At 67.9% G+C, this 13,132-nt stretch carries 15 protein-coding genes; 7 read left to right on the top strand and 8 right to left on the bottom strand.

The window, feature by feature from the left end; translation table 11 throughout:
• Positions 1 to 119: 119 nt before the first annotated feature.
• The gene (gene mprF, locus AC5P9W_RS06745) at positions 120 to 2,684 is read left to right on the top strand and encodes a bifunctional lysylphosphatidylglycerol flippase/synthetase MprF (RefSeq protein ID WP_021204688.1); all 2,565 of its coding nucleotides are present in this window, start codon (positions 120 to 122) and stop codon (positions 2,682 to 2,684) included.
• Positions 2,685 to 2,790: 106 nt separating this feature from the next.
• On the opposite strand, the gene AC5P9W_RS06740 is transcribed toward mprF, so the two are convergent.
• The 4 genes from AC5P9W_RS06740 to AC5P9W_RS06725 form a co-directional block, all read right to left on the bottom strand.
• Positions 2,791 to 4,137 carry a virulence factor family protein gene (locus AC5P9W_RS06740; RefSeq protein ID WP_275942782.1) on the bottom strand — a complete coding sequence of 449 codons (1,347 nt, stop codon included), beginning with the start codon at positions 4,135 to 4,137 and terminating at the stop codon, positions 2,791 to 2,793.
• Between the two features lie 78 nt (positions 4,138 to 4,215).
• Entirely contained in the window at positions 4,216 to 4,833 is a 618-nt protein-coding gene (locus AC5P9W_RS06735; RefSeq protein ID WP_111098028.1) for a DUF998 domain-containing protein, read from the bottom strand.
• Positions 4,830 to 5,003: an oxidoreductase-like domain-containing protein gene (locus tag AC5P9W_RS06730; RefSeq protein ID WP_080241960.1), complete on the bottom strand. Its 174-nt coding sequence runs from the start codon at positions 5,001 to 5,003 to the stop codon at positions 4,830 to 4,832. The genes AC5P9W_RS06735 and AC5P9W_RS06730 overlap by 4 nt, the downstream gene beginning before the upstream one ends.
• 49 nt (positions 5,004 to 5,052) lie before the next feature.
• Complete coding sequence (locus tag AC5P9W_RS06725) at positions 5,053 to 5,655, bottom strand: HD domain-containing protein (protein ID WP_021204685.1); 603 nt, start codon at positions 5,653 to 5,655, stop codon at positions 5,053 to 5,055.
• Positions 5,656 to 5,883: 228 nt separating this feature from the next.
• Between AC5P9W_RS06725 and AC5P9W_RS06720 the strand changes: the two genes are divergently transcribed.
• The gene (locus AC5P9W_RS06720) at positions 5,884 to 7,038 is read left to right on the top strand and encodes a transglutaminase-like domain-containing protein (RefSeq protein WP_111104622.1); all 1,155 of its coding nucleotides are present in this window, start codon (positions 5,884 to 5,886) and stop codon (positions 7,036 to 7,038) included.
• A 6-nt stretch (positions 7,039 to 7,044) separates the two neighbouring features.
• Here the strand turns inward: AC5P9W_RS06720 and AC5P9W_RS06715 are convergent, their stop codons facing one another.
• A complete protein-coding gene (locus AC5P9W_RS06715; RefSeq protein ID WP_021204683.1) occupies positions 7,045 to 7,380 on the bottom strand; it encodes a zinc ribbon domain-containing protein YjdM in 336 nt (111 codons plus the stop codon).
• Positions 7,381 to 7,561: 181 nt separating this feature from the next.
• Here AC5P9W_RS06715 and AC5P9W_RS06710 point away from each other — a divergent pair, with 181 nt between their 5' ends.
• The 3 genes from AC5P9W_RS06710 (at position 7,562) to AC5P9W_RS06700 (ending at position 9,639) form a co-directional block, all read left to right on the top strand.
• Positions 7,562 to 8,923, top strand: coding sequence for an Hsp70 family protein (locus AC5P9W_RS06710; RefSeq protein ID WP_019662134.1), 1,362 nt, complete (start codon positions 7,562 to 7,564; stop codon positions 8,921 to 8,923).
• A 228-nt stretch (positions 8,924 to 9,151) separates the two neighbouring features.
• Complete coding sequence (locus tag AC5P9W_RS06705; protein ID WP_080112561.1) at positions 9,152 to 9,445, top strand: YkgJ family cysteine cluster protein; 294 nt, start codon at positions 9,152 to 9,154, stop codon at positions 9,443 to 9,445.
• A gap of 11 nt (positions 9,446 to 9,456) precedes the next feature.
• Positions 9,457 to 9,639 carry a hypothetical protein gene (locus AC5P9W_RS06700; RefSeq protein ID WP_005410566.1) on the top strand — a complete coding sequence of 61 codons (183 nt, stop codon included), beginning with the start codon at positions 9,457 to 9,459 and terminating at the stop codon, positions 9,637 to 9,639.
• 49 nt (positions 9,640 to 9,688) lie between these two features.
• Here the strand turns inward: AC5P9W_RS06700 and AC5P9W_RS06695 are convergent, their stop codons facing one another.
• The 3 genes from AC5P9W_RS06695 to AC5P9W_RS06685 are packed head-to-tail and all read right to left on the bottom strand — an operon-like array spanning position 9,689 to position 11,689.
• Positions 9,689 to 10,570, bottom strand: a complete 882-nt coding sequence (locus AC5P9W_RS06695; protein WP_197575678.1) for a DUF4097 family beta strand repeat-containing protein — start codon at positions 10,568 to 10,570, stop codon at positions 9,689 to 9,691.
• Positions 10,571 to 10,580: 10 nt separating this feature from the next.
• Entirely contained in the window at positions 10,581 to 11,114 is a 534-nt protein-coding gene (locus AC5P9W_RS06690; protein ID WP_111098031.1) for a hypothetical protein, read from the bottom strand.
• The gene (locus AC5P9W_RS06685; protein WP_019662138.1) at positions 11,111 to 11,689 is read right to left on the bottom strand and encodes an RNA polymerase sigma factor; all 579 of its coding nucleotides are present in this window, start codon (positions 11,687 to 11,689) and stop codon (positions 11,111 to 11,113) included. The genes AC5P9W_RS06690 and AC5P9W_RS06685 overlap by 4 nt, the downstream gene beginning before the upstream one ends.
• Positions 11,690 to 11,813: 124 nt before the next feature.
• Here AC5P9W_RS06685 and AC5P9W_RS06680 point away from each other — a divergent pair, with 124 nt between their 5' ends.
• Together AC5P9W_RS06680 and AC5P9W_RS06675 are read left to right on the top strand one after the other, a co-directional pair.
• Positions 11,814 to 11,993, top strand: a complete 180-nt coding sequence (locus tag AC5P9W_RS06680) for a hypothetical protein (RefSeq protein WP_019662139.1) — start codon at positions 11,814 to 11,816, stop codon at positions 11,991 to 11,993.
• A gap of 35 nt (positions 11,994 to 12,028) precedes the next feature.
• Entirely contained in the window at positions 12,029 to 12,622 is a 594-nt protein-coding gene (locus AC5P9W_RS06675) for a mechanosensitive ion channel domain-containing protein (protein WP_019662140.1), read from the top strand.
• Positions 12,623 to 13,132: the final 510 nt, after the last annotated feature.

The raw sequence follows: 13,132 nt of genomic DNA, 5'->3' as shown, positions 1-13,132 counted from the left end.
CCGCGATACGTCATTACCGGGCTCCGACGGTCCCACTGGTCAAATGACGATGACAGGCGCACGATGCGCCACGCCCGCGTTGACACCGCCCTCGCCCCTCCTGCCGCACCCTTGCGCCGATGACCGCCCCCGTCGATTCCACCACTGCCCCTTCCACGCCAACCTGGAAGCGGGTTGCCACCATCGTCATCCCGCTGCTGATCCTCGCCCTGGCCCTGCACGGCCTGGCCAATGAGTTCGACGAGCACGGCTATCGTGCGATCCGCCAGGCGTTCCGGCAGCTCAGCGGCACGCAGATCGCGCTCACCGTGGTACTCGGCCTGGCCAGTTACGCCTGCCTGATCGGCTTCGATGCCATCGGCCTGCGTCGCAGCGGCATCCGCGTGCACCCCGCGCGCGTCGGCATCACCGCGTTCCTTGCGCACACGTTGGGCCAGACCGTGGGCTTTGCCGCGTTGACCGGTGGCGCGGTGCGCCTGCGCGGCTACCGCGGCGCCGGCCTGGATCTGGCGCAGATCGGCCAGGTGGTGCTGATGAGCACGCTCGGTTTCGTATTCGGTGCATGGCTGTTGATCAGCGTGGCCCTATGCATGGAACCCGCCGCGGCAGCGTTGGCATTGCCATTGAATCCCGATGCCGTGCGCATCGTCGGCATCGTTGCCCTGCTCGCCTATCTCGGCACCGTGCTGCTGGTCGGCCGCGACGGACGGCAGTTCAGTGTGCTCGGTCACGCCTTGTGGCTGCCCGATCGCCGCACCATGATCGGTGTCACCGTACTCAGCGTCGTCGAGCTGGTGCTGGCCAGTGCCGCGTTCTACGTGCTGCTGCCGGACTCCACGCCAACCGGCCTGCCGGGCTTCGTCGGCCTCTACCTGGTGGCAGTGCTGGCCGGCCTGGTCTCCACCGTGCCCGCAGGCCTGGGTGTGTTCGAGTGGAGCCTGCTGAAGCTGTTGCCGCAGGTGGCACCGGCAGCGGTGCTGGCGGCAGCACTGATCTACCGCGTCACCTACTACGTGCTGCCGCTGGTGCTGGCCACCCTGCTCGCCCTTGCGCCGGCCCTGCGTCAGCCGCTGCAGGCCAGCGCAGGGGCAACCCGTGCCGGCTGGAACGCGCTGCGCCCGTGGCTGCCGCAGATCATCGCGCTGGCGGTGTTCAGCATCGGCGCCGCGCTGGTCATCGACGGCACGCTGCCGACGCCACGCCGTCACCTGGTGAACGCCTCGCTGCCGATTTTGGAAACCTCACACCTGATCGGCAGCCTCAGTGGCGTCGCGCTGCTGCTGATCGGCCAGGGCCTGGCCCGGCGCAGCCACGCCGCGTGGATGCTGGCGATGGCGGTGTGCGTTGTCACCCCGTTGCCGCTGTGGCTGCGCGGCGGGCAACCATTGATCGCCGTCTCGGCGGTGCTGGTGGCGATGGCCTTGTGGGCTGCACGCCGCGAGTTCTACCGCCAGGGCGCGCTGCTGGATGAAGCCTGGTCGTGGCCGTGGCTGCGCAATCTGGGTCTGGTGCTGGTCGCCGTCACCTGGCTGCTGTTCTTCACCTACAGCCATGTCGAATACCAGAACGAGCTGTGGTGGCAGTTCGCGTTGTCCGGCAACGCACCGCGCGCGCTGCGTGCGTTGCTGGTGGTGGCGATCGCGCTGGTGATGTTCGGCCTGGCCCGCCTGCTGCACAGTACGCGCAGCCCGCTGCCGGCCGCTGACGAGGCCACGTTGCAGTCGCTGGCACCGGTGCTGGCCGGGGCCACCGATACCCAGGCCTGCCTGGTACTGACCGCCGACAAGGCGGTGCTGCGCGATGATGCGAAACAGGGCTTCGTGATGATGCAGCGCTATGGCGGTTCGCTGATCGCGATGGGTGATCCGGTCGGCCCGCCGGACGTGGCCCGTGCACTCATCTGGCGCTTCCGCGAAGAAGCCGACCGGCTCGGCCTGCGCCCGGTGTTCTACCAGGTGGGCGAGACCTACTGGCAGACCTATCTCGACCTCGGCCTGGGCCTGGTCAAGCTGGGCGAGGAAGCGATCGTGCCGCTGCACGATTTCGGGCTGGAAGGCCGCGAACGCGCCGATCTGCGCCAAGCCTGGAACCGCGGCAGGCGCGGCGGCCTGTCGTTCCGCGTGGCACCGGAGGAGGAGGTTCCCGGCCTGCTGCCACGTCTGCATGCGATCTCCAACGCATGGCTGGAGGACAAGGCCGGCGATGAGAAGGGCTTTTCGCTGGGCAGCTACGACCCGGATTACCTGGTGCGCTTCCCGGTAGCACTGGTCGAAGCCGAGGGCCAGATCGTGGCATTCGCCAACCTGTGGCAGGCACCGGCCGGTGCCGAGCTGTCGGTGGACCTGATGCGCCACGTCAACGAAGCGCCGAAGGGGACGATGGACTTTCTCTTCATCGAATTGTTCCTGTGGGGCCGCGCGCAGGGCTATGCGCGGTTCTCGCTGGGCATGGCGCCGTTGTCCGGGCTGGCCCAGCATCGGCTGGCCGGTCGCTGGAACCGCCTGGCCGGCCTGCTGGCGCGGCATGGCGAACGCTTCTATGGCTTCAGTGGCCTGCGCCGCTTCAAGTCGAAGTTCGATCCGCAGTGGCGGCCACGCTATCTCGCGGCGCCCGGCGGCATGCATCTGCCGGCCGCGCTGCTGGATGCCACGCGCCTGATCTCGCTGGATCCGCGGCGGAACTGAAGCCGCGATGCGTCGGGCATGGCTCGACGCTACCCGCTGCTCGGTAGGTGTCGACCTTGGTCGACATGCAACCCCAGCGCCGACCAAGGTCGGCGCCTGCCAAGCGCTACATACCGCCCTTGAGGATCACTTCGGCCAAGCGATCGTAGTCCCCCCCGAAATGGTGATCACCCGGCAGCTTCACCTTCCTCACCCCGTCATTGGCCGGCAGGTCCGGGCACAATGCGTCCTCATCCTTGTCGCCGAACACGCACAGCGTTTTTTCTGCCGGCAGCCTGGCCACTTCCGGGGCGATCGGCAAGCCATCGCCGCCACCGCCCAGCCAGTTGCTGACATGGAATTCGAAGTCGGCCTTCCTGCCCACCGATAGCAGCACGATGCGCTCCAGCCCCTCACGGGTACCGGCATCGAGCTGGTTGATGGTGGCAGGCAACACATCGGCACCCTGCGAGAAACCAATCAGCATCACCTTGTCTCGGTGCCACTGCTGGCGGTAGTGGTCGATGATCTTCTGCAGGTCGCCGGCAAAGCCCTTCGGTGTGCGCTGGCTCCAGAAGTAGCGCAGCGAGTCGATGCCCACCACCGCCACGCCATGCGCGTTGAGTGACGACGCCACGTTCTTGTCCAGGCCCGCCCAGCCACCGTCACCGGAGACGAACACCGCCAGCGTATCGCCGCTGGTGGCCGCTGGCATTTCCACCACCGGCAGGCCCTTCAGTGCAGCAGGCGGCGGTGCCAGGCTGACGCCGGCCTGCGCGCCAATCACCCGCGCCGCCGCCACCAGGCCCGGTGATGCATCACCGCGCGCAGTGCGCTTGAACTCACGCGCCATGGCCACCTGCTGTACGAACCGGCTGGCCTGGCCCGCCCTGCAGCCGTTGTCACCTGCCGCACTCAACCACGGAAAATTCAGTTCGGCCGGCTGCAGCCTGTCGCGCTTCACGCCATCGCCGCAGACCATGCGCTGGTGGCTGTGGTCCGGGCAGAAGCCGGTGGTCAGCACACCGGCGAAAACCTGGGTGTCGGCCTGCGCTGCCAGCGCGTAGGCCATTTCGGCACCTTCACCATCACCGCCGACCAGCGGCAGGTGGTAGCCGGGCAGATGCAGCGAGGCCTGCAGCCAGCGCGAGAAATTCTCGACGTCACCGGAACCGAACGAACAGGTCGGGTCACCCTCGCGCTTGAGCACACCGCGCAGATGCGCAATGTCCACTGCCGCCACCAGCGCGCCGTCGGCACGCAGGGCCTCGATCGGCAGGCGGCTGGTGTCACCGCCGGCAGTGGGTTCGTGGAACCAGATCACCACCCGTTTCGGCGTGCCGGCCGGCATGTGCACCGGAATCTGCTCGAACCGCCCATGGCTGAACTGCTGCGGGGTCACCGCCGCCGTTGCCGGCAGCGTGGCCAGCGCCAATACCACACCCATTGCCCTGCCCAGCCCTGCACGCTTCATGTCGCATCCCCGATGGAATGCGCACACGATACGCCGCCGCCGCGTGCACGGCACGTACCGGCGCAGGCCGTTGGGGATTCAGTCGGCCGCGGCCTGGCGGCTGCGACGGTACAGGGCCGTCGCCAGGTACAGAAGCCAGCCGACGATCACTGCGATCACCACTTTCTGTCCGAGCCCGCGCGGTGGCCCAGCGCGCCACAGCACGTGCAGCCACAGCAGCACGAAGGCCAGCCATGCCCAGCCCCAGAGCAGGTCAGCGGCGGGCTGCCAACCCGGTTCCCGGCGCAGGTACCACGCCTGCAGCAGCATGCCGACGCAGGCACACAGGAACGCCGTGTTGGCTGCCAGCCCGTGGATGAACGGCGCCAGCAACGGGGTCGCTTCAGGCAGCCAACTGTCGCCGATCGCCACCGTCGCCAGGCCCAGGGCGGAAACCGTGAACAACAGCGGTGCGGCCGCACTGCGCCGTGGGCCGATGCTGCCGCGATACAGCGCAACGCCGAGTGCCGCAATGGCCAGCGCCAGCACGCAGTAGGCAGCGCGCAACGCCAGCCCCCACGGCCCGTGCAGATACAGGCTCAACGTCGCCCGCACCCAGTCCAGATCACTGCGCGCAACCTGGGTCCACAGCGCGGTTGCCACGAACAGCAGCAGCGCCACCAGTGCCAGCACCGCCACCGGACGCGCACGGCTCATGCTGCGTCCTCAGGATGCCGCGTCTTCCATTCGGCCAACGCCTTGCGGTAACGCTGCAGCTCCTCGGAGTACAGGTCCAGCACGCACAGCGGGCAGCCGCTGCCGCAGCATTCGTTGGGACCGGGTTCTTCCGGTGGTAGCGGGCGTGGATCGGGATCAGGGACGGACACGGTCGGAAGCGACGATCAGTGGAAGCAGGCCCCAGTGTACCGGGCTGGCTCAGCGGGCCAGCTGTCGGCGCAGGTTCTCCCGAGCGGCCGCATCCAGCCGTTGGTGGAAGAAGTCACTGAGGAAAATCCGCGGCGCCCGCAGCAGGCCCTGCAGGAACCGACGGCGGCCGGCGCGGTACAGGAAGCCCGGCACCACGCCCTTGTATTCGTCGGCCACGCCACGGTCATAGGCGGCAAACACCGGCTCCGGCGCGGCCAGGATCGCCATGTCGCAGTCCAGGAACAGCGCCGCCTCGGCATCCACATCCTGCGGACCCAGCTCACCATGGCGGGCGGTCAGCAGGATCAACTGCCCGACGCGTGCGGCATCCACTGCGGCCAGCTCCGGTGCCTGTGCGATCGCCTGCAGGGCCAGCTGCGCCGAACGGGCCTCGTTGTCCTTGCGCCCCGCGTGGTAGATCGCATCGTGGTAGAGCACGGCCAGATAGATCTCGGCCGGCTGGGTCCAGCCAGGGCCGTCGGCCACCTCCTGGCAGTGCTGCAGCACGGCGCGTACATGGCCGAAGTGGTGGTAGGCCCGTGGCGGCGTTGCATAGCTGTCCTGCAGCGCCTGCCACTGCGCCGGGGCAAGCGTCAGCGGTGAGAAGTCCATGCCCGGATCATCCCGCCTGTGCCGGCGCCGGGCAAGCTGGCGGTTTTTTCACCACGCACTCACAACGCTTGCCGGGCGGGGCCCGGAGCCAGTTGTCCACAGCTTTGTCGAGCGCTGGTCCACATCGGTTGTGGATGACCGCGGCGCCGACCAACGGTCGCTGCAGCCTGACATCCATGGGAATACACTCGCCACAGGCGGGAGCGCCCGCCGCTGCCGGGAACCGTCATGTACCGTTCTGCCGCCCATTGCCTCACCCTTTCGCTGCTGGCCTTCTGTGCTCCTGCCTTCGGCGCAGGCCAGGCACCGCCCGCCGATGTGGTGACGACCCCGACCATCACCGTGTCAGCGGTACGCGTGCCGACCCCGGAAGAAGTGTTCGCCATTCCCGCAGACCTGCGTGCGATGCTCCAGAAGCAGGTGATCCAGCGCAGCTACTCCCGCGACCAGCGGTTGCAGGCGCTCGTGGAGATGATCTTCGGCCAGCACGGGCTGGACCTGCAGTACGACGCCAATGCGACCTACACCGTCAGCGATATCTGGCAGCACCGCCGCGCCAACTGCCTGGCCTTCACCCTGCTGTTCGTGACGCTTGCGCGGGAGGCGGGCATCCAGGCGCGCGTGCAGGAAGTGGGGCAGGTAGTGTCCTGGTACCAGGACCAGGACGCGGGCGTGGTCTACAGCGTCGGCCACGTCAACGCCGGTGTCGACGTCGGCGGGCGTTTCGGTACCGTCGATCTGGATCGCAACGTGCTCTATGACCGCCGTGGGCCGGTTCCGGTCAGCCGTGCGCGGGCATTGGCGCATTTCTACAACAACCGGGGTGCGGAGCGCCTCGCCGACGGTGACTTCGGCGGCGCGCGTGCGTTCTTCGACGCTTCCCTGGGCCAGGACAGCGGGTTCGCTCCGGTGTGGAACAACCTCGGCGTACTCGCCCACCGCGAAGGCAACACCGAGGCGGCGCGGCAGGCGCTGGACCGATCGCTGCAGCTGGACGGCCGCCAGGATGCCGCACTGACCAATGCCTCTGCGCTGTTCCGCAGCCTGGGCTTGACCGCACAGGCGCAGTCACTTGAGCGCCGGCTGAAGTCGGTGCAGCGCGAAGACCCGTTCGCGCAGTACATGTTCGGCGCCAAGGCCGAACGCGCCGGCCAACTGGACGAGGCGATCCGCCATTACCGGCAGGCCGTGCGCCTGTACGACACCGCGCATCAGTTCCACTTCGGGCTGGCACGCGCCTATTTCCTGGCTGGCCAGCTCAAGCGCGCCGATCGTGAACTGCTGCGTGCACGGGAACTGGGGGGCGCGCCGGAGCAGGCGCGCTACCAGGCCAAGCTGGACAGCCTGGCCCGCTGGCGCGCGCAGCAGCAGGCCAGGCGCTGAAGGCGATCAGGCCTTCTTGAGGAAGCAGGTCTTCAGGACCAGGCCCTTGATCTTGTCCGAGTTGCCTTCGATGTGCTCGGCATCATCTTCGACCAGGCGGATGTTGCGGATCACGGTGCCCTGCTTGAGCGGGATCGAGGAGCCCTTCACTTTCAGGTCCTTGATTACGGTGACGGTGTCGCCGGCCTGCAGGGTATTGCCGTTGCTGTCACGCACGACCAGGGTGGAGCCCGCGCTTTCTTCGGGGGTCCATTCGAAGCCGCAGTCGGCGCAGATCCAGAGCGCACCATCGGCGTAGGTGTTTTCCAGGGTGCACTGCGGGCAGGCGGGGGCAGAAGACATCAGCAAGTACCTCAAAGTGAATCAACAGCCGCCATTGTAACCGCCTGGCTTCCCTGCCCCTTTTCCAGGCAGGCCCCGGGCTGCGCACCTGGCCCGACACACAACGGCACGCCCCCGGAACTTGCAGTCGGCGGCGAACTACAGCAGAGTGCGCGGCCCCTGATCGACCCCGGAACTTCCCATGCGCCTCGGCATCGACTTCGGTACCAGCAACTCCGCCGCCGCCATCGTGCATGAGGGAAAGCTGCTGCCGATCCGCTTCGGCGACGCCGAACAGTTCCGCACCAGCGTGTACTTCCCCGGCGTGGTGCCCGACCCGGATGACTTCCAGCTCGATGATGGGCAGGAACACCAGCTGCAGCAGATGATCGACAGCGCTGCGCGCGCGGCCCGCGCCGCCGGCCAGGAACGCACGCCACAGGCACTGCGCCGCGAAGCCCTGCGCGCACTGCGACGGGAGTGGATGGAAGCGCGCGCCGGCAAGGAACGCAGCGCCAGCGACCTGCTGCAGAACGCGGTCTATGGCGATGACGCGCTGGAAGCCTATTTCGAGGAACACGAAGGCAACCTGGTGCAGAGCCCGAAGTCGATGCTCGGCTACAACCTGCACCCGCGCGCCAAGCAGACCATCACCGGCATCGCCGCGCACATCCTCGAGCACATCCGCCTGACTGCCAGCGCCCAGCTCGGCCAGCCGCTGCGTGCCGCCCTGCTCGGCCGCCCGGTGCAGTTCCGCAGCTCGATCGGCGCGGCCGGCAACGACCAGGCGCTGGACATCCTGCGCGAGGCCGCCACCCAGGCCGGCTTCGACCAGATCGATTTCCTCGAGGAACCGGCCGCGGCGGCCATGCATTACCACGCCGAAAGCCGCGAGCGGCACCAGGCGGTGATCGTCGACATCGGTGGCGGTACCACCGACATCGCGCATGCCGAAGTCGGCGGCGATGCTGCGCCACGCATCCACCGCGCGTGGGGTATTGCCCGCGGCGGTACCGACATCGACCTGGCGCTGAGCCTGTCCAGCTACATGCCGCTGTTCGGCCGCGGCATCACCCGCGTGCCCGCCCACCACTACGTGGAAGCGGCCACGGTGCAGGACATGACCCGCCAGCGTGACTTCCGCCAGCACAAATACGATCACGTCGACGATCCGTGGCGCGCGCGCCTGCAGGCCCTGCAGGACACCGGCAATACCGCCCGCCTGTACCGCGATGTGGAACGCGCGAAGATCGCCCTCAGTGCCGCCAGCGAGCACCGCAGCACGCTGGACTACATTGCCCGCGACCTGCATGCCGACAGCAGCGCCGCCGGCCTGGCCGCTGCCGCTCACGGCTACCTTGAACAGATCCGGGAACTGCTGGCCCAGGTCCGCAGCGACATTGGCGGCGACCCGGATGCGGTGTTCCTGACCGGCGGCATGTCCCGCGCCGGCTACCTGCGCCAGGCCGTGGCCGAGGCCTTCCCGGGCGCCCGCATGGTCCACGGCGAGCCCTCGCTGGGCGTGGTCCAGGGCCTGGCACTGGCGGCAGCCAGCCCGGATTAACAAAACGTTACGCGGTCTAAGTTACTCTTGGTCGGCTAGAACCCCGCTGCACCTTCCACTGGCCACGCCGGTGTGTGTCCACGGTGCAGCCTGGCCCGCCTGCGGGCCTAGCGGCCATGCCTTCCTGGCTCGTTCATGGTCCGCGCAGCACCTGAGCCGCCATCGAGACCCGCTTTGGGCACCCGCCAGGCCCCTGTGGCCTTACAACCTGACGCAGCACCTGCACCCATCGACTGCCGCCGTTGTGACGCGGTCTGTTGTCGGCTGCCCGTGCTGCTGCAGCCCGGCGACCACGTGCCTGGCCAGTTCCTGTCACGCGACTCCCACGGCCGTGCCGTGATGGCGCGCAACGAGGAAGGCTGGTGCGCGGCGATCGATCCCTATCACCTGCGCTGCACGATCTATTCGCAGCGCCCGGCGATCTGCCGCCAGTTTTCGATGGGCGGCGATGACTGCCGCCGCGAGCGGCAGGACTACCTGCGCCAGGCTGATGCCTGGTCGCTTTCCTCCCCTTCCACCTGACAGGAGCAACCATGCCCCGCAAGGCAAAGACCCCCGCGAAGGCCAGCAACAGCATCCGCAGCGAACGCAAGGGCGCGGCCGCCAGCACCGTGGTCAGCAGCGATTCGATCGCTTCGGACCTGGCAGCGTTCCGCAAGGCCGGTGGCAAGATCGAAGTCCTCGGCACCACCTGGGCGCTGAAGAAAGCCAGCTGACCCAGCACCGACCGCGGCGGCGCTGCCGCCGCGGCCTGCCGGACCGCGCTCAGCGATCCAGGCGTACCCTCACACTGCCCGAGTGCGACTGGATGCGGATGTCTCCATCACCGCCGCCCAGACGCGTGTCGAGATGGCTGCCCGGCCCATAGCGCGGCCGCTCCACCTGCCCGGCATCGCTGTTGATCGAGCCGCTGAAGCTGTTCACCGACAGCTGTGCCGACACCGTGCGCGGCAGGCTCAGCGTGACCGGGGCACTGACCGATTCGACATTGATGCGGCCACCGGGCGCCAACCCGGCTGCTGCCAGATCGATGCTGCCCGAGACGGTCTCCACCGCCAACCGCTGCACGCGTCCGGCCTCCACCGCAACCCGGCCGGATACCGTCTGCGCACCGATATCACCGGACACGCCGCCGCCGGCCTCGATCCGGCCACTGACCGTATTTACGTCCAGCTTCGGCGTCTGCAGGCGTGCGCTGACACTGCCACTGACCGTGTTGAGTTTGCTGTCGCCGCTGCGGCCAGCCGCGCTGAGGCTGCCGCTGACGGTGTCGGCCTGCAGCCGTCGCACGTCGATGCCACTGATGTCCTGGCTGGCGCTGACCGTGCTCAACAGCAGTTCCACCGAGCGCGGCACGTTCAGCACCAGCGTCGCGCCACCATTGTTGCTGCGGCGCGGGTATTCAATCTCCCAGCGCACCCGGTTGGCGCTCTTTTCCTGGCGCAGCTGCAGGCCATCGCTGAGCGTGCCGGTGAGTTGCACATCATTGCGGCCCCAGCCACGCACGGTCACCTTGCCGGCCACGTTGCTCAGTTCGATGCGACCGCCCGCAGCCAAGGTGTGGCGCTCGTCGATGCGGGTGTCGGCCAGCGCCACGGCAGGGGACAGCAGCAGTGCGACACAGCAGGAAATCAGGGTTCGGGTCATGGGGGTCTCCTCAGGTCGTCAGGCCGGACTCGGCGGCATAGGCCGCCTGCCGGGTCAGTTCCAGCCGCAGCGCATAGGTGCGCTTGAGCTGGCCAAGCAGGTGCGGCGCGCGCGGGTCCTGCGCCAGTGCGGCACGGATCTGCGCCGCGCTTTCATCCAGTTCGTGCAGGGCCGGCTGCCATTCCGGCGCGCGCCCATCGGGCAGCGAGGCCACGGCCTGCTGGTACTGCTCGGTCATCGCAGCCGCCTGCAACTGCAGCGTGGACGGCACCGGTGTATCCGGCTGCGCATGCCACCAAGGGGCCACCGCGTAGATCGCCAGGCTGGCAGCCAGGGCAGCGCCGGCCGGCAACCACCAGCGGCGCCGCGAACGCGTTGCCAGGGCCACCACGCTGCCCGTTGGCGCAGGTGCTGCCTGTGGTTCACGCGGCGGCAGCCGGGCAGACAGGCGTGCCCAACCATCAGTGGGCACTTCGCGCTCATTCGGCAGCGCACGCAGCCGGGCCAGCAGGTCGTGATCGAAATCGTGTTCGTGCGTACTCATGTCATGTCTCCCAGCCGTGCGCGCAACAGGCCGCGCGCACGATGCAGCTGTGCCTTGGAACTGCCGACGGCCATCTGCAGCTGCTCGGCGATTTCCTGGTGTTTCCAGCCTTCGATGTCGTGCAGCACCAGTACCGCACGCGCCCGTGGTGGCAGTGTCGACAGCGCGCGCTCCAGGTCGCGCTCGGTGCCGGCGCAGCGGTCACGCACCGCCAGTTCCTGCAGGCCCCCGTCGACGTCGTCCAGACTGTCGTGATCCTGCCCGCCCGCCCGGCCACGCAGCTCCATGAGCGCGGCGTTGACGCCCAGCCGATGCAGCCAGGTCGACAGGCTGCTCTCGAAGCGGAACCCCGGCAGCGCTTTCCAGGCCTGCAGGAAGGCCTCCTGCAGCGCATCCTCGGCACGTGCCTGCTGGCCGCCACACAACCGCCACAGCACAGCGAATACACGCGGCGCGTGACGCCGGTACAGCAGTTCGTAGGCAGCAGTGTCTCCCGCAGCGGCCGCCCGCACCAGGGCGGGTTCGTCGACGGGGTCGTTGGCGGCAGGCAGCGCTGGCATGGTGGTGTCGAGCATATCGCTTGGATGCGGCGGCCCGGAAAAAGGTTTAGAGGTGATCGGCGATCAGGGACATGCAACCTTTTCGACGATGGCTGCATCCATGAAAGGTCTTCGAGAAAACACCTCCGGGAGTCCAGTCATGTCCAGCCCCGCCTGCGCCGCCGTGCTGGTGATCGCCGCCTGCGTCGTGCTGCAGGCATTGGGCCTGTCCCTGCAGCTGCGCACGGACAGTGGCCGCGCCTGCCTGCAGCAGCATCGCCAGGAACTGGTGTGCCTGGCCTGGGCACCGGCAGTCGAATCCACGGCAGGCGCCGGGTAACATCAAGGGCCGTTATTGCCACCTGTTGTCGCGCCATGATGTTGTCGCTGAAGGATCATCTCCCCGCCTGGACCCACCCCTGGCTGCATGACGTGGGTATCGCCGTGAAGATCCTGCTGACCCTGCTGGCCGCGTGGCTGCTGCGGGTGCTGGCACGGCGCCTCATCCGGCGTTTCGCCGAGCACTACACACTGCCACCGGAGATGGCGATGGGCGCCCGGCGGATCACCAGTTTCGTGGTCTATTTCAGCGCCCTGCTGTACATCCTCAGCCTGCTGGGCGCGTCGCCTTCGGTACTGTGGACGGCGTTCACCGGCTTTGCCGCCGTGGGTGCGGTGGCCTTTTTCGCGGCGTGGAGCGTGCTCTCCAACATCTTCTGCACGCTGCTGATCTTCACCACGCGCCCGTTCCGCCTGCATGACTACATCGAGGTGCTGGAGAACGGCGAGAAGCCGGGCCTGAAGGGCCGGGTGATCGATGTGAACCTGATCTACACCACGCTGCAGGAAACCGGCGACGGCCACGAGGGCACGGTGCTGCAGTTGCCGAACAACCTGTTCTTCCAGCGCACCGTGCGCCGCTGGCGCGACCCGGCACAGGCGCCTGGCGGCATCCAGGGCGACGGCTGAGGCGCGGTGTTCGGCAGGGCTTGCAGCCCTGCACCTGCCGAATCAACGTCAACGTCAACGGCAGAAGCTGGCTATCCGTGGGTAGGCGGGGTGGGTCCGGTTGAGGGGGACGCTGCAAGTACGTCCATGTAAGCTCGGTCGCCGCATCCATGCGGCTCACGCCCCCTCAACCGGACCCACCCCGCCTTCGACAGTTTTCCGCGAGCTGTCGGAACGACGCATTGCTCTGGTGGGTGTCGACCTTGGTCGACACGGTGGATCCACGCCATCCGTGGATGACTCATTCGATATCTGACAGATGTGTCGACCAAGGTCGACACCTACCAACAGCCGCGGAAATCTGTCAGAGGTGGGGCGGTGTCGGAGTGCGGGGTGTCTGATCTGGCCCCCTGAAAACGGACGCCATGAAGCCGTTTCAGGCGGCAGCCCGGAGCTGCCGGGCGTAGTTGTTAGGCGAGTGGTAGCCCAGCGCCGAGTGTAGCCGGGCTGGATTGTAGAAGCCGTGGATGT

This window comes from Stenotrophomonas sp. YJH_SMC_33 (assembly GCF_059372295.1).
This window is presented reverse-complemented; position numbering and strand designations above follow the sequence as displayed.

Coding starts and splice junctions, on each gene's coding strand:
- mprF (WP_021204688.1), top strand. CDS start 120: ATGACCGCCCCCGTCGATTCCACCACTGCCCCTTCCACGCCAACCTGG.
- AC5P9W_RS06740 (WP_275942782.1), bottom strand. CDS start 4,137: ATGAAGCGTGCAGGGCTGGGCAGGGCAATGGGTGTGGTATTGGCGCTG.
- AC5P9W_RS06735 (WP_111098028.1), bottom strand. CDS start 4,833: ATGAGCCGTGCGCGTCCGGTGGCGGTGCTGGCACTGGTGGCGCTGCTG.
- AC5P9W_RS06725 (WP_021204685.1), bottom strand. CDS start 5,655: ATGGACTTCTCACCGCTGACGCTTGCCCCGGCGCAGTGGCAGGCGCTG.
- AC5P9W_RS06720 (WP_111104622.1), top strand. CDS start 5,884: ATGTACCGTTCTGCCGCCCATTGCCTCACCCTTTCGCTGCTGGCCTTC.
- AC5P9W_RS06715 (WP_021204683.1), bottom strand. CDS start 7,380: ATGTCTTCTGCCCCCGCCTGCCCGCAGTGCACCCTGGAAAACACCTAC.
- AC5P9W_RS06710 (WP_019662134.1), top strand. CDS start 7,562: ATGCGCCTCGGCATCGACTTCGGTACCAGCAACTCCGCCGCCGCCATC.
- AC5P9W_RS06700 (WP_005410566.1), top strand. CDS start 9,457: ATGCCCCGCAAGGCAAAGACCCCCGCGAAGGCCAGCAACAGCATCCGC.
- AC5P9W_RS06695 (WP_197575678.1), bottom strand. CDS start 10,570: ATGACCCGAACCCTGATTTCCTGCTGTGTCGCACTGCTGCTGTCCCCT.
- AC5P9W_RS06690 (WP_111098031.1), bottom strand. CDS start 11,114: ATGAGTACGCACGAACACGATTTCGATCACGACCTGCTGGCCCGGCTG.
- AC5P9W_RS06685 (WP_019662138.1), bottom strand. CDS start 11,689: ATGCTCGACACCACCATGCCAGCGCTGCCTGCCGCCAACGACCCCGTC.
- AC5P9W_RS06680 (WP_019662139.1), top strand. CDS start 11,814: ATGTCCAGCCCCGCCTGCGCCGCCGTGCTGGTGATCGCCGCCTGCGTC.
- AC5P9W_RS06675 (WP_019662140.1), top strand. CDS start 12,029: ATGATGTTGTCGCTGAAGGATCATCTCCCCGCCTGGACCCACCCCTGG.